At 32.2% G+C, this 26,262-nt stretch carries 22 protein-coding genes; 7 read left to right on the forward strand and 15 right to left on the reverse strand.

What is annotated here, in order from left to right; genetic code table 11:
• Positions 1 to 22 precede the first annotated feature (22 nt).
• On the reverse strand, positions 23 to 2,872 hold the full coding sequence (gene gcvP / locus Q4Q39_RS00935; RefSeq protein ID WP_303280498.1) for an aminomethyl-transferring glycine dehydrogenase: 2,850 nt from the start codon (positions 2,870 to 2,872) through the stop codon (positions 23 to 25).
• A gap of 121 nt (positions 2,873 to 2,993) precedes the next feature.
• On the opposite strand from gcvP, the gene Q4Q39_RS00940 reads away from it, so the two are divergent.
• A complete protein-coding gene (locus Q4Q39_RS00940) occupies positions 2,994 to 3,827 on the forward strand; it encodes a UbiA prenyltransferase family protein (protein ID WP_303280499.1) in 834 nt (277 codons plus the stop codon).
• Here Q4Q39_RS00940 and Q4Q39_RS00945 read toward each other — a convergent pair.
• From Q4Q39_RS00945 to Q4Q39_RS00980, 7 genes are all read right to left on the reverse strand, one after another.
• Positions 3,824 to 4,084, reverse strand: coding sequence for a hypothetical protein (locus tag Q4Q39_RS00945; protein WP_303280500.1), 261 nt, complete (start codon positions 4,082 to 4,084; stop codon positions 3,824 to 3,826). The two genes, Q4Q39_RS00940 and Q4Q39_RS00945, sit on opposite strands and share 4 nt — an antisense overlap.
• Positions 4,085 to 4,086: 2 nt before the next feature.
• Entirely contained in the window at positions 4,087 to 4,641 is a 555-nt protein-coding gene (locus Q4Q39_RS00950; protein ID WP_303280501.1) for a sigma-70 family RNA polymerase sigma factor, read from the reverse strand.
• A gap of 501 nt (positions 4,642 to 5,142) precedes the next feature.
• Positions 5,143 to 5,895 carry a class I SAM-dependent methyltransferase gene (locus Q4Q39_RS00960; protein WP_303280503.1) on the reverse strand — a complete coding sequence of 251 codons (753 nt, stop codon included), beginning with the start codon at positions 5,893 to 5,895 and terminating at the stop codon, positions 5,143 to 5,145.
• Positions 5,886 to 6,614 carry a DUF2071 domain-containing protein gene (locus Q4Q39_RS00965; RefSeq protein ID WP_303280504.1) on the reverse strand — a complete coding sequence of 243 codons (729 nt, stop codon included), beginning with the start codon at positions 6,612 to 6,614 and terminating at the stop codon, positions 5,886 to 5,888. The genes Q4Q39_RS00960 and Q4Q39_RS00965 overlap by 10 nt, the downstream gene beginning before the upstream one ends.
• A complete protein-coding gene (locus Q4Q39_RS00970) occupies positions 6,598 to 7,002 on the reverse strand; it encodes a DoxX-like family protein (protein ID WP_303280505.1) in 405 nt (134 codons plus the stop codon). Before Q4Q39_RS00970 ends, Q4Q39_RS00965 begins: the two co-directional genes overlap by 17 nt.
• A gap of 51 nt (positions 7,003 to 7,053) precedes the next feature.
• Positions 7,054 to 7,557, reverse strand: a complete 504-nt coding sequence (locus tag Q4Q39_RS00975) for a GbsR/MarR family transcriptional regulator (protein WP_303280506.1) — start codon at positions 7,555 to 7,557, stop codon at positions 7,054 to 7,056.
• Positions 7,558 to 7,901: 344 nt separating this feature from the next.
• On the reverse strand, positions 7,902 to 8,897 hold the full coding sequence (locus Q4Q39_RS00980) for a GlxA family transcriptional regulator (RefSeq protein WP_303280507.1): 996 nt from the start codon (positions 8,895 to 8,897) through the stop codon (positions 7,902 to 7,904).
• Between the two features lie 111 nt (positions 8,898 to 9,008).
• Between Q4Q39_RS00980 and Q4Q39_RS00985 the strand changes: the two genes are divergently transcribed.
• The 3 genes from Q4Q39_RS00985 to Q4Q39_RS00995 are packed head-to-tail and all read left to right on the forward strand — an operon-like array spanning position 9,009 to position 10,426.
• Entirely contained in the window at positions 9,009 to 9,353 is a 345-nt protein-coding gene (locus Q4Q39_RS00985; RefSeq protein ID WP_303280508.1) for a hypothetical protein, read from the forward strand.
• On the forward strand, positions 9,350 to 10,006 hold the full coding sequence (locus Q4Q39_RS00990) for a DUF2461 domain-containing protein (RefSeq protein ID WP_303280509.1): 657 nt from the start codon (positions 9,350 to 9,352) through the stop codon (positions 10,004 to 10,006). Before Q4Q39_RS00985 ends, Q4Q39_RS00990 begins: the two co-directional genes overlap by 4 nt.
• Positions 10,007 to 10,054: 48 nt before the next feature.
• Positions 10,055 to 10,426: a SnoaL-like domain-containing protein gene (locus Q4Q39_RS00995; RefSeq protein WP_367892707.1), complete on the forward strand. Its 372-nt coding sequence runs from the start codon at positions 10,055 to 10,057 to the stop codon at positions 10,424 to 10,426.
• Between the two features lie 152 nt (positions 10,427 to 10,578).
• Here the strand turns inward: Q4Q39_RS00995 and Q4Q39_RS01000 are convergent, their stop codons facing one another.
• The 3 genes from Q4Q39_RS01000 to Q4Q39_RS01010 all read right to left on the reverse strand — a co-directional run bounded on the left by Q4Q39_RS01000 (position 10,579) and on the right by Q4Q39_RS01010 (position 14,494).
• Positions 10,579 to 12,618, reverse strand: coding sequence for a M3 family metallopeptidase (locus Q4Q39_RS01000; protein ID WP_303280511.1), 2,040 nt, complete (start codon positions 12,616 to 12,618; stop codon positions 10,579 to 10,581).
• A 144-nt stretch (positions 12,619 to 12,762) separates the two neighbouring features.
• A complete protein-coding gene (gene purE, locus Q4Q39_RS01005) occupies positions 12,763 to 13,245 on the reverse strand; it encodes a 5-(carboxyamino)imidazole ribonucleotide mutase (protein ID WP_303280512.1) in 483 nt (160 codons plus the stop codon).
• Between the two features lie 94 nt (positions 13,246 to 13,339).
• Positions 13,340 to 14,494 (reverse strand): 5-(carboxyamino)imidazole ribonucleotide synthase, encoded by a 1,155-nt coding sequence (locus Q4Q39_RS01010; protein ID WP_303280513.1) that lies wholly within the window; start codon positions 14,492 to 14,494, stop codon positions 13,340 to 13,342.
• Between the two features lie 135 nt (positions 14,495 to 14,629).
• Here Q4Q39_RS01010 and Q4Q39_RS01015 point away from each other — a divergent pair, with 135 nt between their 5' ends.
• From Q4Q39_RS01015 to Q4Q39_RS01025, 3 genes are all read left to right on the forward strand, one after another.
• Entirely contained in the window at positions 14,630 to 15,739 is a 1,110-nt protein-coding gene (locus Q4Q39_RS01015; RefSeq protein WP_303280514.1) for an adenylate kinase, read from the forward strand.
• A 91-nt stretch (positions 15,740 to 15,830) separates the two neighbouring features.
• Complete coding sequence (obgE, locus tag Q4Q39_RS01020; protein WP_303280515.1) at positions 15,831 to 16,829, forward strand: GTPase ObgE; 999 nt, start codon at positions 15,831 to 15,833, stop codon at positions 16,827 to 16,829.
• Between the two features lie 168 nt (positions 16,830 to 16,997).
• The gene (locus tag Q4Q39_RS01025) at positions 16,998 to 17,519 is read left to right on the forward strand and encodes a DUF4136 domain-containing protein (RefSeq protein WP_303280516.1); all 522 of its coding nucleotides are present in this window, start codon (positions 16,998 to 17,000) and stop codon (positions 17,517 to 17,519) included.
• A 2-nt stretch (positions 17,520 to 17,521) separates the two neighbouring features.
• On the opposite strand, the gene Q4Q39_RS01030 is transcribed toward Q4Q39_RS01025, so the two are convergent.
• The 4 genes from Q4Q39_RS01030 to Q4Q39_RS01045 all read right to left on the reverse strand — a co-directional run bounded on the left by Q4Q39_RS01030 (position 17,522) and on the right by Q4Q39_RS01045 (position 26,118).
• Positions 17,522 to 18,952, reverse strand: coding sequence for a M64 family metallopeptidase (locus tag Q4Q39_RS01030; protein ID WP_303280517.1), 1,431 nt, complete (start codon positions 18,950 to 18,952; stop codon positions 17,522 to 17,524).
• 3 nt (positions 18,953 to 18,955) lie between these two features.
• A complete protein-coding gene (locus Q4Q39_RS01035) occupies positions 18,956 to 19,462 on the reverse strand; it encodes a hypothetical protein (protein WP_303280518.1) in 507 nt (168 codons plus the stop codon).
• Between the two features lie 77 nt (positions 19,463 to 19,539).
• Positions 19,540 to 19,911 (reverse strand): DoxX family membrane protein, encoded by a 372-nt coding sequence (locus Q4Q39_RS01040; RefSeq protein WP_303280519.1) that lies wholly within the window; start codon positions 19,909 to 19,911, stop codon positions 19,540 to 19,542.
• Positions 19,912 to 19,989: 78 nt separating this feature from the next.
• Positions 19,990 to 26,118 carry an alpha-2-macroglobulin family protein gene (locus Q4Q39_RS01045; RefSeq protein ID WP_303280520.1) on the reverse strand — a complete coding sequence of 2,043 codons (6,129 nt, stop codon included), beginning with the start codon at positions 26,116 to 26,118 and terminating at the stop codon, positions 19,990 to 19,992.
• Between the last annotated feature and the right edge of the window lie 144 nt (positions 26,119 to 26,262).

Consider the following 26,262-nt stretch of genomic DNA (forward strand, 5'->3'; position numbering starts at 1 on the left):
ATTTACGATGTTCAAGGAGCCTTTATGCTTCTGCATAAGCTTCAATAGGTATGCATGAGCATATTAAATTTCTATCTCCATAAGCATCATCTACACGCCTAACACTAGGCCAAAATTTGTTATCTCTAACATACTCAAGGGGGAAGGCTGCGGTTTCACGAGAGTAAGGAAAATACCATTCATCAGATGTTATCATATCTAATGTATGAGGTGCATTCTTTAAAACATTATTGTCATCATCTTTAGTAGCATTATCAATTTCCTTTTTAATAGAAATCATAGCGTCACAAAACCTATCGATTTCTGCTTTACTTTCACTTTCTGTGGGTTCAATCATTAAAGTGCCAGCTACAGGAAAAGAGACAGTTGGTGCATGAAAGCCATAATCCATTAAACGTTTAGCGATATCTGTTACTTCGATACCATGAGCTTTAAATGGTCGACAATCTACAATCATTTCATGTGCAGCACGACCTCGTTCACCAGAATATAGCGTATCAAAACTACCTTCTAAGCGATGTTTAATATAGTTAGCATTTAAAATGGCAATTTTAGTAGACGCTGTTAGACCTTCTGCTCCTAACATTTTAATATAACCGTACGATATTAAGCATGCTAAAGCAGATCCAAAAGGCGCTGCTGAGATAGCTGTGATCGCATCTTTACCACCAGTTTTAATAATAGGATTACCAGGTAAAAATGGTACAAGTTGTTTTGCAACACAAATAGGACCAACTCCTGGGCCTCCGCCACCGTGAGGAATCGCAAATGTTTTATGTAAATTTAAATGACAGACATCGGCTCCAATGTTACCAGGGTTTGTCAATCCTACCTGAGCATTCATGTTTGCGCCGTCCATATAAACTTGCCCACCGTTATCATGAATAATTTGAGTAATCTCTTTAATAGCAGATTCGTAAACACCATGTGTAGATGGATATGTTACCATTAAGGCAGATAAATTATCTTTATGTAATTCTGCCTTTTCACGTAAATCGTCTACATCAATATTTCCTTCTACAGTCGATTTTGTAACAATGACTTTCATCCCGGCCATAACAGCACTTGCAGGGTTTGTACCATGTGCAGATGATGGAATTAAGCAGATATTTCTATGATGATCACCACGAGATTCATGATATGCTTTAATAACCATAAGTCCTGCAAATTCACCTTGTGCTCCAGAATTTGGTTGCAATGAGGTGGCAGCAAAACCTGTTATTTCTGTTAATTGATCTTCTAGTTCTTTTAGAACTGTTAAATAGCCTTTAGCTTGTTTTAAAGGGGTAAACGGATGAATGTTTCCCCACTTAAACCAACTTAATGGCAGCATTTCTGAGGCTGCATTTAATTTCATGGTACAAGACCCTAAAGAAATCATAGAATGATTTAATGCTAAATCTTTACGTTCAAGAAATTTGATGTAACGCATTAATTCGGTTTCAGAATGATATGTATTAAAAACATCTGTTGATAAGAAATCAGATGTTCTTTGCATAGAGTCTGAAATATTATTAGCGTCGTTAATGGCAGAAATAGTAATTCTTTCTTTTTCGGTAGCTTCTGCAAAAACAGAGATTAAGTAATTAATATCTCTAATAGAAGTCGTTTCATTAATTGCTATAATAACAGTTTCTTTATCTGGATAATGTAAATTTACTTTTTTCTCTTTGGCAATTGCTTTTATTTTTTTAGCCTTTGTTTTTATTTGAAGCGTATCAAAGTATGATGTGTTAATTTGATTATAACCTAATTTGTTTAAAGCATTAGCCAGTTCAGAAGCTTTGTTGTGAACTTTGTTAGCTATAAACTGCAAACCTTTAGGCCCATGATATACAGCATACATACTCGCCATAACAGCCAATAAAACTTGAGCCGTACAGATATTAGAAGTTGCTTTATCTCTTTTTATATGTTGTTCACGTGTTTGTAAAGCCATACGCAAAGCTCTATTACCATTTTTATCTTTGGTTACTCCAATAATTCTACCTGGTAAATCACGTTTGTAAGCGTCTTTAGTAGCAAAGAATGCTGCATGTGGCCCTCCATACCCCATAGGAATACCAAAACGTTGTGTGGTACCAACAACAACATCTGCTCCAAATTTCCCAGGAGCTTCTAGTTTGACTAAACTAAGTATATCGGCAGCGACTGCAACTTTAATTTGAGCATCATTTGCCTTCGTTATAAAAGTTTTAATATCGGTTACTTGGCCATCTTTCCCTGGATATTGTAATATGGCTCCGAAAAATTCTGATGAAAAATCGAACGAGTCTTCATTACCAATAACTAATTCAATACCTATTGGAGTCGCTCTTGTTTGTAATAGTGATAAAGTTTGAGGCAATATATTTTCAGAAACAAAAAACTTATTGATGCCTGCTTTTTTCTGTTGACGTTCACGCACAGCAAATAGCAAACTCATTGCCTCAGCAGCAGCCGTACTCTCATCTAGAAGTGATGCATTTGCAATTTCCATACCTGTTAAGTCTATAACCATGGTTTGAAAATTTAAAAGTGCTTCTAGTCTTCCTTGGGCAATTTCTGCTTGATATGGTGTGTAAGCTGTATACCAACCTGGATTTTCAAGAATATTTCTTTGAATTACGGCTGGTAAAATAGTTGGGTGATACCCCAGACCTATATATGTTTTGTAGGCTTTATTTTTTTTAGATAGTTCATGAATATGAAGTAAATATTCATGCTCAGTCATAGGGGCTTCTAAATTCAACCCATTTTTTAAGCGAATATCATCTGGAATTGTCTCATAAATCAATTGATCTAAAGAATCAACACCAAGAGTTTTTAACATAAGGTTTTGGTCGCTTTCTCTAGGACCAATATGACGCAATGCAAAAGCGTTTGTATTCATTAAAAGTGAAATTAATTATATAATTCGCAAAAATACATAATATTTAATGTGTTTTATTGCATAAAATGGAAAGTTTTTAACCGTTTGAAGGCGTTATCAACACTTTAACTATTTTTACATTATGAAATTTATAAAACAACTTTTTAATTTCTACTTAAACAGCAGTATCCATGTGGCATTATCTGTATTTTCGTTAACCTGGATTACGCTTATAGAGTTTGACATTAAATATGATGAAAACATCCTCTACTTTGTGTTTTATGCTTCTATAACTGGGTATAACTTTGTGAAGTACTTTGGAATAGCAAAGTTTCATCATAGAAGTTTGGCAAGCTGGCTAAAATTGATCCAGATATTTTCCTTTTTTAGTTTTCTTTTAATGTGCTATTACGCTCTAAAATTAAGTTCTGTAACTTTAATTTGTGTCGGTGGTTTTGCTGTTATCACATTTTTATATGCAATTCCTTTTTTACCAAAACGTTTTTTTTTGGATAAGCAACATAACTTAAGAAGTATAGGTGGGTTAAAAATTTATTTAATAGCCTTGATTTGGGCTGGTGTTACTGTGTTACTTCCTTTAATAAATAACTATTATTATATAGACACCGATGTTATATTAACAACCATTCAAAGGTATCTGTTTATAATCGTTTTAATGTTGCCTTTTGAAATTAGAGATTTAAGATACGATAGTTTAAAATTATCAACGATTCCTCAGAAAATTGGAATAAAACTGACAAAAATAATTGGAAGTATACTACTGCTCTTATTTTTCTTTTTAGATTTATTTAAAAGTGAAATAAATGATATACAAATAATTATCCTAATAGTAATAACACTTGTTACACTAGTATTACTAGTATTTTCTAAAATGAAACAAGGAAAAAACTATAGTGCGTTCTGGGTAGAAGGTGTGCCAATTATATGGCTAATACTATTACTTTTATTCTATTAATTAGAATGTTCTTTTAAAACCTTTTCAAAATCTAGTTTCATAGATAGTTTGCTCTTTTTATCTAAACATTCTACGTCAGATTTTTTTATAGCTTTAGTAAGTTTCGTATTATTTTTTGTATATTTTCTACAGGCTCTACAATATATTAAATGTATATTAAGTTTTATCATTTCCCATAAAGAAGCCTCTTTATATTGTGTTTTATCGCATACATGATTTGCATCATCACATGGAATAAAAATCTTACTCTTACTCATAATCAAAACCAATTTTCTTTTAAGCAATCTGCCATGGCTGTACGAGCTCTGTGAATGATTACCCAAAGGTTAGACGCAGTAATATTTAATTCATTACAAATTACTTCGGTTTCAAAACCTTGAATAGTTTTCATTTTAAAAACATCAGCTTGTTTTTCTGGTAATTTCCCCAAGCAGTTATGTATAGCATCGCCTAGTTCGCTATTTTGCATCGTGTCTTCTGCAGTTTTATCAAACGGATCTGCAACACGTTCTTCCAACCAATCACCTTCTGTTTCAGAGTCGTCATTATAACTAATGCGAACCTCTGCCTTTCCTTTATTAGAATTTATTTTACGGTAATGATCTATGATTTTACGCTTTAAAATAGATATTAACCAAGTACGTTCACTGGCTTCACCTTTAAAGTTCTTCATTGATTTTAAACCAGCAAAAAAAGTGTCTTGTACCAAATCCTGTGCAATTTCTCTATCACTAACACGTGTAATAGTGTAGTTGTATAGGTAATCGGAATATAAATCGATCCATTGGTTCGGATTAATTTGATGATTGGGCATTGTCTAAGCAATTATTTTGAGTTTCAAAAATAAGATAAAAAAATGACTTTTTTAGTGGTTTAATCAATCGTTTAAATTGATGATGTTATTTGAAATATATAAATAGAAATATCGTACTAATGTATGTCCATAATATTAAAAAAATAATATGAACTATTGTTTCAAATGTTTTGCCTTTCCAAAGCTTAGATGAGTACACAAAAAGCTGCATAAATAATCTGATAACCCAGAATATACCTAGACCTAGAGATAACTTTTTACCAAGATTAGTTTCAATTATCTCTATTGGAGATGTTAAGCACAATAACCCCATAAGTAAGACGGTTAAGGCGATGAAGAATGTGTGAACCATCATCATTTGTCTATTCATTAAACTTAGCGATTTAAGCTCTGTTCTCCAGTTAAAATATTTAGGAAATATGCTATGGACTAAGGCCAGTATAATTAAAAGGCTGCCAATTATATTTAAATGAATATCCATTTTGTGAAAAAATTAAAGGTTTATAAGTAACAGTTGAATACGGACATGAATGAGGTGAATTTAGTTTCTTCAACTGATGAGAAACCAGCTTTATCAAATACTCTTTTCCATGTTTTTCTTGAGAAAAAATGAGTGTATCCTACTGAAAAAGCTAAAAAATTTGGTAAGTCTCGTAAATGTTCAACCATAATGACTCTTCCATCAGGTTTGCATATTCTACGACATTCTTTTAGAAAATCAACTTTTTCTCCATTTGATCTTATTTCGTGAACCGCAGACAAAAGAAAAATAACATCAGCAGATTGGTTTTCTAAAGGAATCATATTTGATTTTATTCCTTCGGTATTTGGATAAACTAAACTGACCTTTCTTGCTCTTATTATTGCTGCTTCTGTATGTTTTTTTGAATTATAAAAATCAAATACTTTTAAATCTGATTGTGGAAGCTTACTCTTAATTATGAAGCTTGTTTCATCAAAACCTGCATTAATGTTAACTATTAAATTTTTTCTAGAATCTGAAAGTGTGTATTTTTCTAGCCAATTAAAGTTGTAATACCCAGAATAGTCATATATATAAGCCGATACTATAAGTGGCATTATAAGCCCATATAAAAATGCTATTATAATAATCCAAAATAAAATATTATACCATTCGATTATTATTTTGCTTCCTATAACTAAGCTCAATATGCCTAGACCTATAATGTAGAAATGTCTATTAAAGCTTAGAATATTTAAAACCCCTTGAAATTTTCTTCTTTTTATTTCCATAAGTCTATTTTTCCTTTTTTCCAGTAATATGGAATGTTTTCAATTATAAATGCATTTGCTAAAACGTAATTTTTAATTTTTAAAGATTCTAAGAAACCTACGTGGTAATCACTTACTTTAATAGGTTTTGGTTTCCAGTTTTGTCTTACACCTTCAATTATAAGTACTTCCTTAGTTGTTTTATTATAGGTAAAAGTAAAAGGTAGGGGACCAGCAAACCGTCTTGCTTCTTTCCAATTCGAAAATGGAGATTGTACAGGAAGGTTAATAGTATTTTCTGATGTATTTATTCTAATTTTAAGTTTCGATTTAATAGAAGTTATCTCATTCTTTTCTGATTTATTAATGTCTGTTGTAGTGTAATTATAATGAGTAAAAATATTACCCATAAGAGCCATTTTCTTTTTATCAGTTTCAGACTTTAAAATATATAAACCTCTTAAACGTTTTCCTTTATTGGTTGTGTAGCGTACAAAAATGCGATAACCAATTAAGAAGAAATCATTGCCTATAAACTTTGGGAAACCTTTTGGTCTCAAGTTTTTAGTTTGAACCATGGCAACAGCAATAAATGCCCACTTGTCTTGAAATATATCTAGTTCTAAACACTCAGGGATAAGAGACGCTAATTCTTCTTTCGGAACAGCAAATGTCAAAACAAGAGAACTCTCAAAAAATGATTCTACAGAGAATGGATGGTTTTTAAGAAATGATAGCATAAGGTTTTTTTTGAATTTTCGTATTCATATAAAAATTATTGAAATACACTATTAAGATGAAAATAAGCGCAAAGACTGCGTTGAACTTTCCCCAAAGCAGTAAATCTGGAACAAGTGTGAATTCAAGTGTATTCATAACAGCTACAATTATTATTTGTAATACGGTATTTAGCTTTGATTTTATACTGCTTAATATCCAAATGGCCATTAAAATTTCTAAGACACCAATTAAAATTGTTAATTTTTGTGAGTGGTCTCTATCTATAATTTTTGAAACAATTTGTTCATGTCTAGGTATAAGATTTAGAACTTTACAAAACAAGCCATTTATAATCCATATGGCTGCAATGAAATAGGTAATCGTTTTATGAGTTTTTTGTAGTATCATTTTGTTATTATTAAACTTTCAGAAAATATTGAAAATATATTTTAAATTTTTTTATTTAATAAGTTTAAGCAAAGATTTAGTAATCCAGTTTTGTTCTTGATTCACAATTTTATTCATCATGGCATCAGCTGTTTCTGCTAAATCATGCAATGCTTTGGTTTGTTTAATGAGTTCTTTTGTTTTTTCTGTGCCATCATCTTTAATAGAACTAACATCTTTCAATATTTTTATTACAGGTTTAATTTCTCTTCTACTTCTTTCCTTAGCGATATGTCTTGCTAATTCTTGTACATCTTTTTCTGTTGTGAAAAACTCTTTACGTTCTCCTGGAATAAGTTCTTTTGTAACAATTCCCCAATCCATAAGCTGACGTAAATTCATACTAGTATTTCCACGAGATATTTTCAACTCTTCCATAATTTCTTCCATAGATAATGGTTTTGTAGAAATAAAAAGAAGTGATTGTATTTGAGCCATCGCTTTATTTATACCCCACAATGTCCCTAAACTTCCCCAAGTACTAATAAATTTATCTTTTGCTTCTTGGTATTCCATAGCACAAAGATATAAAATATTTTTAAACTTTCAATAATTATTGAAAGTTTATTTTAACAACGAAATACATCAACTTATTTTTTATTCTATCGAATTACTGTGAGTTCGATATAATTTTGATTTATAAATTGCTTGAATTGACATTTGAGCTTGTATGTCATCCCAAACATTATCGAAAACAAAATATATTTTGTTTGAAGATATGAAGCGAAGCTTATGAGGAGGGATCTCATAATTATAAGATTTCTCGTCGCTCATTCTTCACTCTGTCGAAATGACAACTATTTAACATTTAGCTTTTAAATGCGAAATCAAATATTTTTTTATACCGAACTCACATAAAACTAAAAACTAACCAATTCCCGGTTATATTTATTTTTATATGCTATTGGTGTTAAACCTGTAAATCTTTTAAACAAACCTCTAAATGCTTTGGTATCTGAGTAACCCACAGAAAACATCACCTCGTTTATTGTGTTTTGTGTAGATTCTAAAGCGTTTTTAGCAGCTTCAACCTTAACACGTTGAATATATTCTAAAGGGGTATTAGCCGTTGCTTTTTTAAACCGTCTTATGAAGTTGCGCTGGCTCACGGCTAACATGCCCGATAATTGTTCTACAGAAACCTTTTCGGTAACATTATTCTCTATAAATAATTGTGCTTTTTGTATTAGGGTGTCGGTATGGTCTTTTTGACCTCTAAAAATGGCAAACTGATTTTGATTATCCCTGCTAATATCAATTTCGAAAAGTTTGGATACATAAACAGCAACCTCCTGTCCACAATATTTGTGAACCAAATGTATGATGAGGTTTAAAAATGAGTAAGCACCACCACTGGAATAAATACCTTCCTGGTCTGTAACTATTTTTTCTGGTAGTACATCAATTTTTGGATACATCTGTCGGAACAGTTCAATCCCTGCCCAATGTGTTGTACATTGCTTGTGGTCTAACAACCCAGTTTCAGCTAATAGAAAAGCACCAAGGCATAAGCTTGCCACTTCTGCATGATGTTTATTGCGTTGCTTTTTAATCCAGGGAATAAACTCATAATTAGTTTTAATGCCATCAGTAATCCATTCTGGTCTAACAGCAGAAATTATGATAAGATCTGTTTTAACAATATCATGTATAGTAGCATCACAGTGTACCGAAAATGCACCATCATATAGTACCGTGTTTTTGTCGAGGCCAACAAGGTTAATATCAAAGAAAGGTTGTTCACTTTTTCCAGATTGTAGAATGAAGTCATTCACACTTTTAAAAATTTTATAAGGCCCGACAACACTACTTAGAATGGTGTTGGATTTTGGAACCAATATGCTTACATGTTTCATTGGTTAATGTCTTAATGGTTATGATTTTAAAAGTAATATTAAATTTTGTCATAATCAACACCTTAAAGTGTCGTATTTGACCTCTGAAAAAAATGTATTCATTTTATAATTTTGAAAACACCTATAAACATTCCAATGGAACCTAAACACTATTTTGAAGCTATAAGAGTTCGATTTTGTTCTAACCACGAAAATATAACCGTAGGTAAAATGATGCGTTCAGAAGCGATGCATTATAAAGGGAAGGTATTTGCATTTTTTTCTACTAAACAGAACATGGTGTTTAAACTAGGAAAGGGTTTTAATGTTGAAGCCATTGATGTTCCATTAGAAGTCTTTAGTCCTTTTAAAAATAAAAAACCTATGTCCGGTTGGTACCAATTGGGAGTTGAATATAAAGATTCCTGGGAGTTTTTAACAAATTTAGCGTTAGATATAATACATCAAGATACATGATAACAAAAGCGTATACCGAATTTTTTAAAGAGTTGAACAAGAATAATAATAAAGAATGGTTTCATGCCAATAAGAAACGTTATGAAAATGATGTTAAGGAGCCTTTTTTAGAGTTGCTTTCAGAATTACTTCCTATGCTCCATCAATGGGATAATCGAATTCTAACTGATGAAAAGAAAGCTTTGTTTAGGATAAATAGAGATGTGCGATTTTCAAAAGATAAAACACCTTATCATACAATCTTTAAAGCTGGGTTTTCTCCTAATGGTAAAAAGTCTATGTTACCAGGATACTATTTAGGCATTAGTGCAGATTCAGTTCATGTTGGAGGTGGGCTTTTTAATGTTAAACCACCGGAATTAAAAGCAGTAAGAAATCATATTGCTAATCATATTGATGATTTTTTGGCTATAACAACGGCAAAAGAATTTAGTGACTGTCTGGGAGCTTTAAAAGGAGACGTTTCTAAACGTATTGATAAAGCTCATGAAGCTGTAGTAAATAAAACATCATTGATATACAATAAACAGTTTTATGCGATGTCTGATCTTTCTTTGAAAAACTATTATAATTCTCCTAATCTAAAAGATGCCATTGCAAAGCATTTTAAAGCTATTAGGCCTTTGAATGAATTTTTAAATGCCGCATTTTAAAACAGTATTATACAAATTAAATTATTAACTATAAATTCAATCAAAATTATAACAACACAAGAAGTTGCAGGACAGTTAGTGAATTATTGCAGACAAGGACAGTTTGCTGAAGCTATTCAAAATTTATACGGACAAAACATTGTTAGTGCAGAACCAGATGGAGCACCAGTTAAAGAAACTAAAGGATTAGATGCAGTTATAGCCAAAGGCCAACAATTTAATGATATGGTAGAGGAAATTCATGGTATGGAAATTTCTGATCCTATTGTAGCAGATAAATTCTTTTCATGTACTATGAAAATGGATGTAACGTTTAAAGGAGCGCCTCGAACCAATATGCATGAGGTTTGCGTTTATAAAGTAGAAGATGGTAAAATAGTAAGAGAAGAGTTCTTTTTTACACCTATGCAACATGGGTAGAAATCTAGAGGTTCTAGAAAGTTAATTGTCATTGCGAGACTTTGCAAAAGGCGTGGCAATCTGTTTAATTTTAGATTCGATTCAAAAGATTACCACGTCGATTCTCTCCTCGTAATGACAGTTCTCTTTAACTTTCTAGACCTTTAATAGTACTATTTCAATAACCCAGCACGCTTTAATAGGGCTTCAGGCTTAGGTTCTTGCCCTCTAAAACGTTTGTAAAGTGTCATAGGATTTTCTGTACCTCCTTGAGACAATACATGTTTTTTAAATTTATCAGCAATTTCTTTGTTAAAAATACCAGATTCTTTAAAATATTCGAATGCATCAGCATCTAAAACTTCTGCCCATTTATAGCTGTAATATCCAGATGAATAGCCTCCTTGAAAGATATGAGAAAAAGCCGTACTCATACAATTTTCTGAAACTTCCGGATAAAGCGTTGTATGCTTAAAAGCTTCATTTTCATGAGTTTTAACAGATTTTATAGCTTCTGGCGATTCATTAGCATGCCAACTCATGTCTAACAATCCAAAACTTATTTGTCTTAGTGTTTGCATACCTTCGTGAAACGTAGCAGATTCCTTTATTTTTTCAACCAAATCCATTGGAATGACTTCCCCGGTTTCATAATGCGTGGCAAACAATTCTAAAGCTTCTTTTTCGTAGCACCAATTTTCTATAACCTGACTCGGTAATTCAACAAAGTCCCAAAATACGCTGGTTCCAGATAGACTAGGGTAGGTTGTGTTTGCTAGTATACCATGCAATGCATGACCGAATTCATGAAATAATGTTGTAACCTCATTAAAAGTTAAAAGAGACGGCTTGCTCTTTGTTGGCTTGGTAAAGTTGCAAACAATAGATATATGTGGTCTATCATTAACACCATTCTTTATAGACTGTGGTTTATATGAAGTCATCCAAGCCCCATTTCGTTTTCCTGCTCTTGGAAAAAAATCGGCATAAAAAATAGAAATTAAATCACCATCATTATTAGTGACTTTATAAGTTAAAACATCTTCGTGATATTTATCTATGGTATCTATTTCCTCAAAGTTTAAATCGAATAATTTATTGGCTACAGTAAAGGCGCCATCAATCACATTTTCTAACTTGAAGTATGGTTTTAATTTCTCATCATCAAGACTAAACAGCTTTTGTTTCAATTTTTCAGAATAATAAGATGCATCCCATTTTTCAAGTCGATCAATGCCATCTAAATCTTTAGCAAAACTTTCTAGGTTTTTGAATTCCCGTTCGGCAGCTGGTTTTGCTTTTTCAAGTAATTCGTTTAAAAAGCTTTCAACAGTTTCGGGCGTTTTTGCCATGCGTTCTTCTAAAACAAAATGCGCATGTGTTTTGTAACCTAAAAGATTGGCCCGTTGAAACCTTAATTTAACTATTTGTAATATATTATCTTGATTGTCAAAAGCATCACCTTTAAACGCTTTTGCCCCAGCGGTAAGTGCTAGTTTTTTTCTCAGCTCACGATTATCGGCATAGGTCATAAAAGGAATATAACTAGGATAGTCTAACGTGAACAACCAACCTTCTTTTTCTTTAGATTCTGCTAATTGTTTAGCGGCTTCTTTAGCACCTTCAGGTAAACCAGATAAATCATCTTCATTAGTTATAAGCATTTCAAAAGCATTGGTTTCTGCCAATACATTTTCTCCAAATTTAAGAGTTAGTTGGCTCAATTGCTTATCAATATCCCGAAGTTCCTGTTTTTTGTCTTCGGGTAAATTAGCACCGTTTCTCGAAAAGCTTTTATACTTTTTATCAAGTAATGTTTGTTGCTCTATGGTTAGATCTAATGAGTTTTTACTATCATAAACAGCTTTTACACGTTTAAATAAGTCCTCATTTAGGGTGATATCATTACTGAATTCTGATAGTAAAGGCGATACTTCTTGTGCTATCTTTTGAATCGTATCATTTGTCTCGGCAGAATTCAAGTTAAAAAATATACTAGAAATTCTACCCAATTGTTCTCCTGAAAAATCTAAAGCCTCAATGGTATTTTTAAAAGTTGGAAGCTCATTATTTTTGGCGATAGCATCAATTTCAGATTTAGCGTTGGTAATAGCCTGTTTAATGGCTGGCAAGAAATCTTCATTGGCGATTTTTGAAAATGGAGCTGAATTATATGTAGTTTCAAAAGGTTTTGTTAATATGTTTTTTGTCATTCTCAATAAATGTGTTAAAATGTGAACTTATTATGTATGCATAATAAGTTTTTTTGTATTTTTGTAGTTCGTATACGGAGTGACTAACTCATTATAATTATACACTAATAGCAAAAAAAGCCTCAAAATATTTTGAGGCCTTTTTTATTTTAAGTCTTTAGCCGATTCGTTTACTTTTAGTTTTAAACCTTCTTTATAAGCTAATATTTTATCTAAAACGCAAGTGTCTCCAGAGCCAATAATTTGAGCAGCCAGTATGCCTGCATTTTTTGCACCATTAAGAGCAACAGTAGCAACAGGAACACCTCCTGGCATTTGTAAAATAGATAAGATAGAATCCCAGCCATCAATAGAGTTACTGCTTTTAACAGGAACACCTATAACTGGAAGTGGTGATAATGAAGCAATCATTCCTGGTAAATGTGCTGCACCACCGGCACCTGCAACAATAACGGCAAACCCTCTTGTATGTGCATGTTTTCCGTAATCAAATAATTTTTCTGGGGTTCTGTGAGCCGAAACAATATCTACTTCAACTTCAATATCAAAACCTTTTAAAATATCAATAGCATCTTGCATTACAGGAAGATCACTTTTACTTCCCATGATTACTCCTACTTTTTTCATAAATTTTTATTTTATGTCAGGTCGAGCGCAGTCGAGACCTTAATACCAAAACTAAAAAATATTTAAAAGACCCCTCGACTGCACTCGGGAGTCTTTACTCACTTATTACTTTAATTGATTTTTTAACATCTTCGGCTATCTTTCGCGCCTCGTTTAAATCTTCATTTACAATGGTAACATGTCCCATCTTTCTAAACGGGCGTGTTTGTTTTTTACCATAAATATGGGGCGTTACACCGTCCATTTTCATAATGTTTTCAATATTTTTATAAACCACATTGCCCGTATAGCCTTCAGCTCCAACTAAGTTAACCATAACACCACCAACTTTATTGTCTGTTCTTCCCAATGGTAAATCTAAAATGGCTCTTAAGTGTTGCTCAAATTGAGAGGTATAACTAGCTTCAATAGTTTGATGCCCAGAATTATGCGGTCTTGGTGCAACTTCATTTATTAAAATATCGTCGTTTTGTGTCTGAAACATTTCTACAGCTAACAATCCAACATGGTTAAAAGCTTTAGATGTTTTTAAAGCGGCCTCTGTTGCTTTTTTTGCAACTTCTTTAGAAATCCTAGCAGGACAAATAACATATTCTACTTGATTAGCCTCTGGGTGAAATTCCATTTCAACAACTGGAAATGTTTTAATGTCTCCTGAAGCATTTCTAATCACAATAACAGCTAATTCATTTTTAAAAGGTACTAAGGTTTCAGCAATACATTCTACATTTGGTAAGTCTTCTAAATCTTGAAGCGTTTTTACAATTTTTACGCCTGTACCATCATATCCAAATTGAGCGCATTTCCAAACAAAAGGCATTGTTAAACTGCCATTATTTATAGCTTCGTTAATTTCTGAAGTATAAGAAAAACGAGAAAAAGGAGCTGTTGGTAAATGATTGTCAACATAAAACAATTTCTGAGTTGCTTTGTTTTGAATTGTGCGTAATGTTTTGGATGCAGGATATACTTTTATACCCTCTTTTTCAAGAGCTTCCAAAGCATCGACATTTACATTTTCAATTTCAATGGTTAGTACATCTACTTGTTTTCCGAAATTGTAAACAGCGTCATAATCCATTAAATCACCCAAATGAAATTCATTACTCGCTATTTTACAAGGAGCTTCATTGCTGGAATCTAAAACGCAAGTATAGATATCAAATTTTCTAGTATCGTTAAGTAGCATTTTACCTAATTGACCACCACCAAGAATGCCAAGTTTGAAATTTGAAGAAAAGTAGTTCATTGATTTCTTTTTAACTGAAATTGAATAAGGATACGCAAAAATACACTTAAATATTAATTAGCAGCTAAATCGTAAATCAAAAAATCATTATTTGTTAACGAATGATTATCTTTGCTGCTTCAAAAAATGATAACCGTGATAAAGCTACACGACAAATATTTTAAACCATTTATTTCAGCCAAAGAGATTGATGATGTTTTACAGCGTTTAGCAATAGAAATTGCTGAAGATGTGGGAGATGAAATTCCTGTGTTTGTTGGGATTTTAAATGGCTCGTTTATGGTAGTGAGTGATTTTGTAAAAAAGTATCCAAAACCATGCGAAGTCACGTTTATAAAATTAGCATCTTACGAAGGTGTTAAATCAACCGAAGATATTCAAAGACTTATAGGTTTAACCCAAGATTTAACAGGACGTACTGTTGTTATTTTGGAAGATATTATCGATACAGGAAACACCTTAGCTGAAGTCCATAGGATTTTTAAAAATGAAAAGGTGAAATCGTTAAAAATAGCAACGCTATTTTACAAGCCTGAAGCCTATAAAAAAGATTTCAAATTACATTACGTTGGTATTGAGATTCCTAATAAATTTATAGTTGGTTACGGCTTAGATTATGATGGATTAGGAAGAAATTTACCAGAAATATATCAAATAAAAGAGACACAACACATGACAAACTTAGTGCTATTTGGCCCTCCAGGTGCTGGAAAAGGAACACAAGCAGATTTTTTAAAAGAAAAGTATAATTTAGTACATATATCTACAGGCGATGTTTTTAGATATAATATTAAAAACGAAACGGCTTTAGGCATGTTAGCTAAGTCTTATATGGATAAAGGAGAATTAGTTCCAGATCAAGTAACTATTGACATGTTAAATGCTGAAGTTGAGAAAAATGCCGGTGCTAATGGCTTTATTTTTGATGGATTTCCACGTACTAATGCGCAGGCAGATGCTTTAGATAAGTTATTGGATAGTAAAGATTCTCAAATAAATGCGATGATTGCTTTAGAAGTTGAAGATGAAGTTTTAGTTGAGCGTTTATTATCTCGTGGTAAAACTAGTGGAAGAGCAGATGATGCTGATGAGTCTATTATTAGAAATAGAATCGCTGAATATTACAATAAAACGGCTATTTTAAAAGAATTCTATTCAGCACAAAATAAATATTTTGGTGTTAACGGTATTGGTAGTATCGAAGATATTACAGTGCGTTTAAGTACTGTTATTGATACACTATAAACGTTCTGCGAGAGCAGGAATTCGTATTTCTAGGTTTTAGTTCAATTAAATAGATTCCCGCTTTCGCGGGAATGACAAACAAAGGCATTTCATGACTGAAGGGAATTTTGTTGATTATGTAAAAATGTATGTCGCTTCTGGTAACGGAGGTAAAGGTTCTGTACATCTACATCGGGAGAAATACATTACCAAAGGCGGCCCTGATGGTGGTGATGGAGGTCGTGGAGGTCATATTATTCTTCGAGGAAATTCTAATCTATGGACGCTTCTTCATTTAAAATTTAAAAAACATATTCGTGCCGGTCATGGTGGAAACGGAAGTAAAAGCAGGAGTTCTGGAGCAGATGGAGAAGATGTGTTTTTAGAAGTGCCTTTAGGGACTGTTGTTCGAGATACTGAAACAGATGAAATCCTTTTAGAAATTACTGAAGATGGTGAAGAAAGAATTATTGTAGAAGGTGGAAAAGGTGGATTAGGAAACTGGCATTTCAAGTCGTCGACCAATCAAACACCAAGATATGCACAACCAGGACTTCCATTAGAAGAGAAGTATGTTACGTTAGAACTAAAAATTCTTGCAGATGTTGGTTTAGTTGGATTCCCAAATGCAGGGAAATCTACGTTATTATCAGTCGTTACATCGGCCAAGCCAAAAATTGCTGATTATGAATTCACAACACTTAAACCCAATTTAGGAATCGTAGAGTATCGCGATTTTCAAACCTTTGTTATGGCAGATATTCCTGGAATAATAGAAGGTGCTGCCGAAGGAAAAGGGTTGGGGCATTACTTTTTACGTCATATCGAGCGTAACTCTATTCTATTGTTTTTAATTCCTGCAGACGCCGATGATATTAGAAAACAATATGATGTCTTGTTAGATGAACTTCGTCGTTACAACCCTGAAATGCTTGATAAAGAACGTATCATAGCAATATCTAAATGTGATATGCTGGATGATGAATTGAAAGCAGAACTTAAAAAAGAGTTGGATAACGAGCTTCCTATTCCATATTTATTTATTTCATCTGTGGCACAACAAGGGATTACTGAGTTAAAAGATGTTTTGTGGAAAATGTTGAATGATTAAGATTATTTAAATCGTTCTAAAATCCAATCTTTTATAATTTGTAAAGCTATAGGTGAGAAGGTTTCCTCAATTTGAGCATATTCTTGCATGCTTCCTGTTTCGGTAGTTTGAAACAGATACTTTATCCATGGAATAATTTTTGATTAACTTTAATAAAAAATTATGATTATGAAAACTTTGAAAATTGTGTTACTTGTTTTATTGTTTGTAGGGTGTGCACCTATTCGTGTTAATTATGATTATGATAAAGCGACTCAGTTTAATAACTATAAAACCTATAATTATTATAGTGATATGAATACTGGTTTAAGTGAATTAGATACAAAACGTTTATTAAATACTATAGATGCAAAAATGACTGCAAAAGGATTTAGTTTATCGGATACTCCAGATTTTTTTATTGATATAAAAAGTAGCGAATACCTTGAAGCAAAACGTAACACCGTTGGTGTTGGTTTAGGTGGCGGTGGTGGTAATGTTGGTGGCGGTCTGTCGATAGGTATCCCTGTAGGACAGTCTAAAATTAATCGTCAAATAACCATCGATTTTGTAGATGAAAACAAAAAACAATTATTTTGGCAAGCAGTAAGTGAATCAAACTACAATCCTAATGCCATTCCAGGAGAACGTGAAAAACGTTTAAATGCTATTGTTGAAAAGATATTATTGGAATATCCTCCTAAACAATAAGTTTATTGTTTTACAAGCTTTTTACTTGTAACTAACGTATTATTAGCATAGAAATTAGCCACATAAATTCCCTCGCTAAGGTTGCTAATATCAACTTGTCGCGTTGTATAGTTAGATAAGGATACTGTTTTTACTTTTTTACCATCTAAACTCGTAATGTCAACTTTTAATTTAGCATCTTTCTCACTTTCAATTTTAAAATTTGCAATGGTATTAGCTGGGTTTGGAAACATAACAATACTTAAACTATTAATGTCACTTTCAATATCATTAACTCCTAGTGAAGAATTATCAATAGTCCAAGTCACAGTATACACATGAATGGTTTCATGATTGGTAACCTTTATTAGTTGTGTGTTATCGGTAATTATAGCTGTTAAAGTATTTATGCCTGCATTTAAATCGGTTTCTAAAACACTTACATCATCGACATTTGAAGCAATGTTAGAAGTATTTAATGACCATGAACTTTCAAGTGTGTTAGGAATGGGTTTAATTAGGTTTAAGTGAAAATCGATAGGAAAACTAGAGTTTGAAACCGTATTTGAAACGGGTGTATATGAATCTATAGGAGACACCAAACTATGTATTTTTTCTATGATACCTTCTTTGCAAACAGAACAAAAGGGTCTATCAATAAATTCCATGATACAATTTTGATGTGGTTTATACCAGTCAGAACAATTACCAGTAGCGCAAGTATATTGATATATTCCAATATCATTAATGTTTAGCCAATTTTTCCATCTAACCAAGTTTTGATCAGTTTCTTGAGTCATATTGATAGCTTCTGCTGCAAGATCATCTCCTGGATAATATTCATCTTTTAAATTAAATAATGAATGCCCCAATTCGTGGACGGCTACATTTGCACCCCAAAAACCTGAATAAGTCATAGGAAATTTTCCACCACTACCACCAAATTCTGAAGAATTAACTATAATTAAAGCTTGATCGTAAGTTGGGAAATTGTTAGCTAAAACGGTACTAATTATGGCTTCTGTATTGTTTGCGCTGTTTCCATCTATTTCATAATAAAGCAATCTATGTTTACCAAAAGCATCGTAAGTTGCATTAAAATAAGTGTCTACTGTTTTTATTGGGACAATAGGACTAATGGGGGTTTCTAATGGTTCTATGCTTGTTCCTGGGTGATCCGCACCACTTTCAGCGGAAGGAACTTTTATAGCATAGACATTAAAATAATTGGCATATTCTTTAAGTGGAGATTGGTTAAACATGCTGTTTGTAAAGTTTTCAGCATCTGTGATGAATTGTGATAATTCACTATCTTGGTAACCTTCACTTAAAATAACTAATGTAATTCTTTTACTATCATCACCAGAAAGCTTAATGTTTTCTACATCAAAAATTTGTGCAGACATTAAATCAACATTGATAAGTAATAGAATATATAGTAAACGTAGTACCATTAACTAGTTGATTTTTGTTTTAATTAGAGGGAGTACTTCCTTTTTATCTTGAGTGATTTCATTAATAGAGACATACTTTGCATATGGTTCTAATTTCAATCTGAGGGAAAAAGAAGTACTATTTAGATCTATGCTGTTTGTTTGAAAACTTTTAGAGTCATTAAGAGATTCAACTGTTTTTTTTAATGGATTTTTTATAATAATACTTTGCAAGATATTAGACTTTTTATCAAGCTGATAGCACATTAAATCTCCAGAGACCGGCTCTTTTTTAGAATTTTTATTATGGTCTTTTAGTTTCCCTTCTGTTATTATTTTATTTATAAAATGGACAGTTCGACTATCGTTCGAAGTTTTTTTAATAGTATAGTTTAGAAAAATAATCTTAGGCGTTTTTTCAATATTGTTCGTGTTTGTAGATAGGCTTTTTTTAGAAGCACATCCTAATAGCATTGTAAAAAAGAAAAATGCTAGTATCGTTTTGGGGATATTTAATTTTTGCTTTTCCAAAGGTTCAAACAAATAACAAAATTTCGGTAAAGTTAAGAAAATAAAAAAAGAGGCCTAAGCCTCTTGTATTATTAGTATTAACTTAGTAAGTCTTTATACTTGTCTTTATAGCCATACAGGACAATAATATTTAAAATTAGTAAAATTAAAGCGCCTGCAATGCTTTCTGGTGCTAACATGGCATGAAACAATGCCGCGTTTACAGAAATACTCATTAAAATTAATGCCAGCAATGCTCCAAACTTGTTAAAGATTAATGCCAACCCTGCAACAATTTCCACAATGGCCACTAGTGTTATTAATTTAACAGAAACTAATGCGCCGAAATAAGCTCCAGCCTCTGCAGACATTTCCCCATGACCTATAAAATGAAAGAACTTATTAAGTCCAAAAAACAAAACAAAAAGTCCGAGAAGTAATCTCACGACCATAAAAACTTTTGAATTCATAATAATGTATTTATTAGTTATTAAGCTGAAAGATAACAAATTAAAAATAAATCTGCTATCGATTTCGTCGAGGCAGTTTTACTTAACTAACAAACGGGTACCTTCGCTATGGCTGCTAAATTCTGGTGCATACATACTCTGTATAGTTGTTATTCCATTGCTCATATCACCTGCATTATTCACTCTTAAATCATATTCAAAAACATAAACGCCTTTTGGTAAATAATCGAAAAAGAAATTAGTAGAGGCATCTTTTGTACTTTGGTAGTAGCCTAAGCCATCTTGCCATTTGTATTGTGATAATACATTTAAGGGCTCTAATCCAGACGCTCTCATATCTTTCATATGTACAAACTCCATGTTTCGATCACTTCGTAATTCTATACGTACTCTTACTAGGTCACCAACTTTTAAATTGGTGTCATTTGTAATTTTAGAAATAGTTTCACCTGTATCTGTATTCTGTTTTAAGAATAACTTTTTCTTTAATTTTAGAGGTGTTTCTGCCGATGTGATCTTATCTAAATCTTCAAAGTACTGCCAGTATAAACTTCCCCAAGCAATTCCGTTTCCTTTTTTAGTAAGTTTTACCTCTGCCATTTCTGGTTTAATTTCAGAAGTATTCCAAGATGTTTTATAATAACCTGTTCCAGCTTCTACCTTGACATTTTCTAATTTTGAAGGTGCTATTTTTTGTCCGCCTAAAACAACATCAACCATGTCGGTTACAGATAACCAGTCACTTCCTTGAAGTAGCAAAGCGTATACGGCATCGGTAGTAGCTTTGGTGGTTTTCCATCGATTCGTTTGTTTGTTTTTAAGTAACCAGATTTTTAAGTTATCTATGGTCTCAAGATTTTTTGTATTACTCTGAATGCTGTGGCCAGCCTCAGAAAACGTTTCAATTAAAAGAGCTTGTGTTTCAATTGGTGCTTGATACCAGAACCAAGAATTTGTATTTGCTTTCCAATATATGCCTAATTCTTCTGAAGTAATACTTGTTTCTTTTAAGGATTTTAAAATCTTATTAGTCGTTTTAGAATCATTAATTCTGTGAGACACTAAAGCCATAAGGCCTTTAGCATACAATGGTCTGCTTAGCCAGTATTTTTGAATTTGCGTTTGGTAGTATTGTATGATTTTATCAACTTCTTTCGACTTTTTAATGTTCGGGAAGAAGCTGCGCATGTATAAATAATGGAGTTGAGTATAACTTAAATGATCTTTGTTTAAATCTACTTTAACATTATATTTTCTGATGTCTTTGTATTCTTTTATGAATTGTGCATCAAGGTATCTGATTGCTTTTGAGATGATTTGGTGATTAGACTCTTCGACTGCGCTCAGAGTGACACCTAACTTGTTTAAGTGACCAAAACCAGTGATGATATGTTGTGTAATATATCGGTTCGCTCGTCCACCATTAAACCAAGCCCATGCGCCAGAATCCATTTGATTATTTTCTAATTTTCTGATAGCAGATTGCAATTCATTGTTCATTTTGTTCAGATCAAAAAGGAGCGCAATGCGTTTTTTTTGTTCTGTTTCACTTTGCGCATCTCTTAACCATGGGGTTTCTTGGATAAGAATAGACTTTAATTCTTCATTTTTTTCTAAGTTAGAAATAAGGACATCTTGAGATTTCCATTGATTAAAAACCTCTTGAATTCTTGGATTAGAATTTGCAATATGGCTAGCCAAAGCATTCGCATAATAGCGACTAAAGGTTTGTTCGTTACACTCATAAGGATATTCCATTAAGTAGGGAAGTGCTTGTACTGCATACCATGCCGGATTGGAAGTCATTTCCAAGGTCAGCTTATGGTTTTTAAGTGTTGTAGATGTATTATTCTTTAATTTATCTAATGTAAATGTTTTTGTTTGATTACTACGAATCCACATAGGAAGTGTTTCGGTAACTAACATTCTATTCGATAGAACCGGTAAGGCGTTTTGCTCACCATCACTAAAGGTTTCCGATTTAGCAATCACTTTGTATTGAACCGCTTGAATATCATCTGGAATAGATACATTCCATGATACTTGTGTATTGCCTTTGGCATCAACAGTAAAGCCCCTTTCTGGCTTCGCCATCTCTCCCTGAGGGAGAGAATTATTAGAACTTGTTATAAGTTTTTGAGAGATATCCTTTCCAGAAATGGCATCCGTTAATAATAAAACGGCTTGCCCAGATAATTGTTTTTCGGTAAGGTTTGCAATTTTAGAGCTAATTGTAATTTGATCTCCTTCACGTAAAAAACGAGGTGCATTTGGTGTTACCATTAATTCTTTTTGAGTTACTGTAGTTAACGTTCTAGTAGCACTCTCTAAGTTTTTTGTATGGGCTAATAGTTGCAAGTTCCATTGCGTTAATGCTTCTGGAGTCGTGAAACTGAAACTAATATTGCCTTCTGAATCTGTTTTTAGCTGTGGAAAGAAAAATGCTGTTTCTTGAAGGTTTTTGCGAATTTTGACGTTATTGAAGTTTGGCTTTTCTGATTTTTTTTCAAGAGATTTCTCATCTGATTCAAAATCTTCACCAGAATTCATTTTATCTTTACCATCATCCATGACTACGACTTCATCTAAATTATCATTTAAGCTAGATATAGATTCTGCTATTTCCATTTCTTCTGAGAAAACAGGAGCACTTGCCACACGACTACTAAGTGCTTTTTTACTTATATAATTTCTTGGATTGTAATTTATAAAGTGATACCCAAACCAATTTAGTTGATCGTAGTATTGAGATGAATAATTTATGCGGGCAAAATTATTATAAACTTTAAAATAACGTGTGCCAAAACTTTTACCAGCATTGGTTGACATACGCGAATAATAAGAAGGTCTATTAATGGGATTGAAAGACCATGCATGTGGTTTAAATTGGTCTAATGAGGCATCATACATGCTTGCTAATAATTCGGCACTAACTTTATCGCCTTTAGGCCCTTTTATTTTAAAACTCCAGGTCTCTTCGGTTCCTGGTTGTAGCTTATCTCTAAAAGTTGTTGTTTCAATGTCTAGATCAGTTTTAGGGTAAGGAACGAATATATTCAAATTACCCGATTGAAAACTATTGAAAGCAGCAAAGCTATATTTAACTATAAAACCGCCAAGATCTTCACTATTTATAGGAACGGAAATTGTTTTTTTGTTCTTATTTAATTGAACGATATGTGTTTTTACAATCTTGCTATTTTTTTCAATTTGCACCGTAACATTTAAATTACTTGCAGCTGAGCCTAGCGTGATTAGCGCTTTCTCACCTGACTTGTAGGCTGATTTATTTGTTGTAATATGAAATAATTGTTTGTCTGCTATGGTTTTATCGGAATTGCTGTATAACGTTGTTTTAATTTCATCCTTAACCAATTGTCCAAACTTGTCTTTACTTTCTAAAATAATAATATACTTCCCGGATTTCCACTTTTTAATTTTTCCCAGATTAAGCTTTGTCGTGTTTTCTGTGTTAAATGATGAAATAAATACGAGTTCCCCTTTTTCCCAATTGCTAATTTCATGCTCGTTATTATAGGGATCGTATGGAAACAATTTATTAAAAACGTCTTCTGAAAATTCCTGATAATCTGGAGCTGACCAAGGTCTTGGTCTTAAAATTTTATTAGGTGCCTTTAACTTATACATTTTAATTGTTCCCTTTGCGGGTACAAATTCACCATTCAGGTTTCTGGTATCTATGTCTATTGCATTATTTTTTTTAGTTTTATCTATAAGATTAGCAATAGACATATTTGCAGTTAATGCGTGGTATCCAACATTAACTATGGTGGTAGCGCTTCTGGTTTCACCATTTAAGTCGATAACATCTGCGGTGACTTCATATCTAAAAGTAGGAAGATTTGTTTTGTCGACACTTTGATCTGGAATGGCTTTAAAAGTAATTTCAAATTCTCCTTTATTATTTGTCATACTTTCACCATGTGTGATTTCTTGAGGTTCGCTATTAATCCAAGGGTGATAAAAATAACACCATCGTGGATATTCTACTTTTCTATGTACTCGATATACTACTTTGGCATCGGTAATATTGCTTCCTGCATACGCTAAGGCATGTCCTTTTACAGTTACAGAATCGTTAACTTTATAGGTTTCGGTTATGGGGTTAAATGTTGTTTCGAACTTTGGTCGTTTATAGTCTTCAACCGAGAAGTAGGCTGAGTTATCAATTTCATACCCAGACTCTGCTTCAAATTCTATACGATATTCTCCATTTAAACCATTATTAGGTAATATGAATTCACCAGTAACAGAACCAAATTCATTCGTTGTAAACTTTAATGATTTTAGGTCTTCACCATTCGTATTATATAAAATCGCGTAAACTTTTTCGTTTGCTAAAATTTCAGATTTTCCTTTTTCTGTTTTAATTGCAATGGCTTTAAAATAAACAGTTTGTCCTGGTCTATAAATACTCCTGTCTGTAAATATAAAAGAGTTGTATCTAATATTTTCTTGCCACTCGTCATAATATCTATAAATGTAATAGTCACCAAAATAGGCCACATCATTATCATGTTTAACCTTAACTTTTATGTATTCATTACGTTCTTTGTTTTTTTCAATTTTTACTTCCCCATAGATGTTGGTAGTAAAGCTTTCTGTTTGATAGCTTTTGTTATTATTTTTACTGTAGCTTATTTCAATTTTAGCATTGCTAATTGGTTTTCCATTATTTCTGTCAATAATTTGAAACGTTTTGTGCTTCTTGCTCTCTGTTTCAATCAAGGCTATATTTGTAACTTGTATGGTGTTAAAAGCAATGGTTTTATTGTTGTTTTTAGATGAAGCAAAAATTAAGTAAGCACCATTATTTAATCCAGGAACTAAAATTTCGGTCGTATGCATTTGATAATCGCCCTCATTGTGTAAGGTGTTATCCCAATTTTTATAAACATGTAACTTTTTAATAAAAGCCAATTGCTCTTCCTCTCTATATATTTGATTGAATTTTTCAAGCTGGTTTCTATTAAGTTTGTATATTTTAAACTGAAGATGATTCAGGTTTTTATAGCTTAATAGCAAACGTGCATTTTGTTGTATAGGAAGAAAGTTTTCTGTAGTAATTTGTAGCGAATGTTGTTCTATTAGTTGTTTTAAAACAGTACAGCTTTTTGCACCATCACTTTCTGGGAATTTTAAAATAGCATTATTGCAGATAGCAAGAGCATCTTTAATTTTCCAGCGATTATCTTTGTTTGTTTTCGGTTGATAACTTGCTCCTTGTTGGTTGTAAATATTGGCAATTTCATAGTCATATAAAGTAGAGATCTCATGAGTTTCGAAGTGGTCTTTTTCCTTTTTTAAAGCATTTAATAGAATGGATTCTTTATCGTTAAAGGTAGCATGCTGATTCACAAATTTTAAACGATTAATATTTACGTCTGCTAAAGCAAATGGTTTTTCGTCTTTTAAATGAAAGCTAATTAAATTTTGATAAATCTTTAAAGCGTTTAGTTGTAAGGATGTTGTGTCTTTTGAATTTATTTTTAATTTCGAAAACGTTTTGGTATCTCCTAAAAAATCAGGATTATCGATCTCAAATTTGTAGGCGGGTTTGGTAATATGAGTTTCATTGGTTTTATAAAATTTTAGCGCATTGTGACTTAAAAAATCAAATAAGGTAGGTCTGTAAATTTTAGATCCTTCTTGTAGATTTAAAATGTCATCATAATTACTTAAAGACTCCAATTGTAGCATCAATCCATTTTGCAATGAATTTTGATAATGTGTATGAATCTCGTTGAATATAGTTTGCAAATCCCAGGTTCTAAAATCTACAGCATCTACTTTTTCTGAAGTCTTTGTTCTATTATAAAATCGCCATCTATTTTGATTAAAGTATTGCCAATACATGTTTGCAAGGATACTTTCTAAAATGTTTTTTGTTGGAAACTCACTTTTTTCAATGGTGTTTTTAAAACTTTTAATGATACTTAATTGTGCATCTTCTTCTAAAACCAAAACAAATTTGCTTTTAAAAAGCATGCTTTTTATTAGTTGAGGAGCACTGTTATCTGTTTTAGCCAGTTTAGCAATATCTTCAACTATTTTTAAAGCGGATTTAGGTAAGCCGTCTTCTTCAAATTGCTCAACTTTAGTCCACAAATCTTCATATCTATTATTTTGTGCATTAGAAAATGTAGCGAACAGTATAATCATTAATAAGGATAAAGTGTTTTTCATTTTTTTAAGTTTGTATCTAAAATACTTTCAAAAGCTATACCAAAAAATAGGAAATGAGTGAACATATTGTTTGGTTGAGTGAAATTAGTTTTTTATGGGTGAACTAGAAAGTTTATTTTTACATTATCGACTATATACATCATG

Source organism: Flavivirga amylovorans (genome assembly GCF_030540875.1).
In the GTDB taxonomy this organism is placed as follows: Bacteria; Bacteroidota; Bacteroidia; order Flavobacteriales; family Flavobacteriaceae; genus Flavivirga; species Flavivirga amylovorans.

Bases quoted from the DNA above. Each gene is read 5' to 3' on its own strand.
- gcvP (WP_303280498.1), bottom strand. From the start codon at position 2,872: ATGAATACAAACGCTTTTGCATTGCGTCATATTGGTCCTAGAGAAAGC.
- Q4Q39_RS00940 (WP_303280499.1), top strand. From the start codon at position 2,994: ATGAAATTTATAAAACAACTTTTTAATTTCTACTTAAACAGCAGTATC.
- Q4Q39_RS00945 (WP_303280500.1), bottom strand. From the start codon at position 4,084: ATGAGTAAGAGTAAGATTTTTATTCCATGTGATGATGCAAATCATGTA.
- Q4Q39_RS00950 (WP_303280501.1), bottom strand. From the start codon at position 4,641: ATGCCCAATCATCAAATTAATCCGAACCAATGGATCGATTTATATTCC.
- Q4Q39_RS00960 (WP_303280503.1), bottom strand. From the start codon at position 5,895: ATGGAAATAAAAAGAAGAAAATTTCAAGGGGTTTTAAATATTCTAAGC.
- Q4Q39_RS00965 (WP_303280504.1), bottom strand. From the start codon at position 6,614: ATGCTATCATTTCTTAAAAACCATCCATTCTCTGTAGAATCATTTTTT.
- Q4Q39_RS00970 (WP_303280505.1), bottom strand. From the start codon at position 7,002: ATGATACTACAAAAAACTCATAAAACGATTACCTATTTCATTGCAGCC.
- Q4Q39_RS00975 (WP_303280506.1), bottom strand. From the start codon at position 7,557: ATGGAATACCAAGAAGCAAAAGATAAATTTATTAGTACTTGGGGAAGT.
- Q4Q39_RS00980 (WP_303280507.1), bottom strand. From the start codon at position 8,897: ATGAAACATGTAAGCATATTGGTTCCAAAATCCAACACCATTCTAAGT.
- Q4Q39_RS00990 (WP_303280509.1), top strand. From the start codon at position 9,350: ATGATAACAAAAGCGTATACCGAATTTTTTAAAGAGTTGAACAAGAAT.
- Q4Q39_RS01000 (WP_303280511.1), bottom strand. From the start codon at position 12,618: ATGACAAAAAACATATTAACAAAACCTTTTGAAACTACATATAATTCA.
- purE (WP_303280512.1), bottom strand. From the start codon at position 13,245: ATGAAAAAAGTAGGAGTAATCATGGGAAGTAAAAGTGATCTTCCTGTA.
- Q4Q39_RS01010 (WP_303280513.1), bottom strand. From the start codon at position 14,494: ATGAACTACTTTTCTTCAAATTTCAAACTTGGCATTCTTGGTGGTGGT.
- obgE (WP_303280515.1), top strand. From the start codon at position 15,831: ATGACTGAAGGGAATTTTGTTGATTATGTAAAAATGTATGTCGCTTCT.
- Q4Q39_RS01025 (WP_303280516.1), top strand. From the start codon at position 16,998: ATGAAAACTTTGAAAATTGTGTTACTTGTTTTATTGTTTGTAGGGTGT.
- Q4Q39_RS01030 (WP_303280517.1), bottom strand. From the start codon at position 18,952: ATGGTACTACGTTTACTATATATTCTATTACTTATCAATGTTGATTTA.
- Q4Q39_RS01040 (WP_303280519.1), bottom strand. From the start codon at position 19,911: ATGAATTCAAAAGTTTTTATGGTCGTGAGATTACTTCTCGGACTTTTT.
- Q4Q39_RS01045 (WP_303280520.1), bottom strand. From the start codon at position 26,118: ATGAAAAACACTTTATCCTTATTAATGATTATACTGTTCGCTACATTT.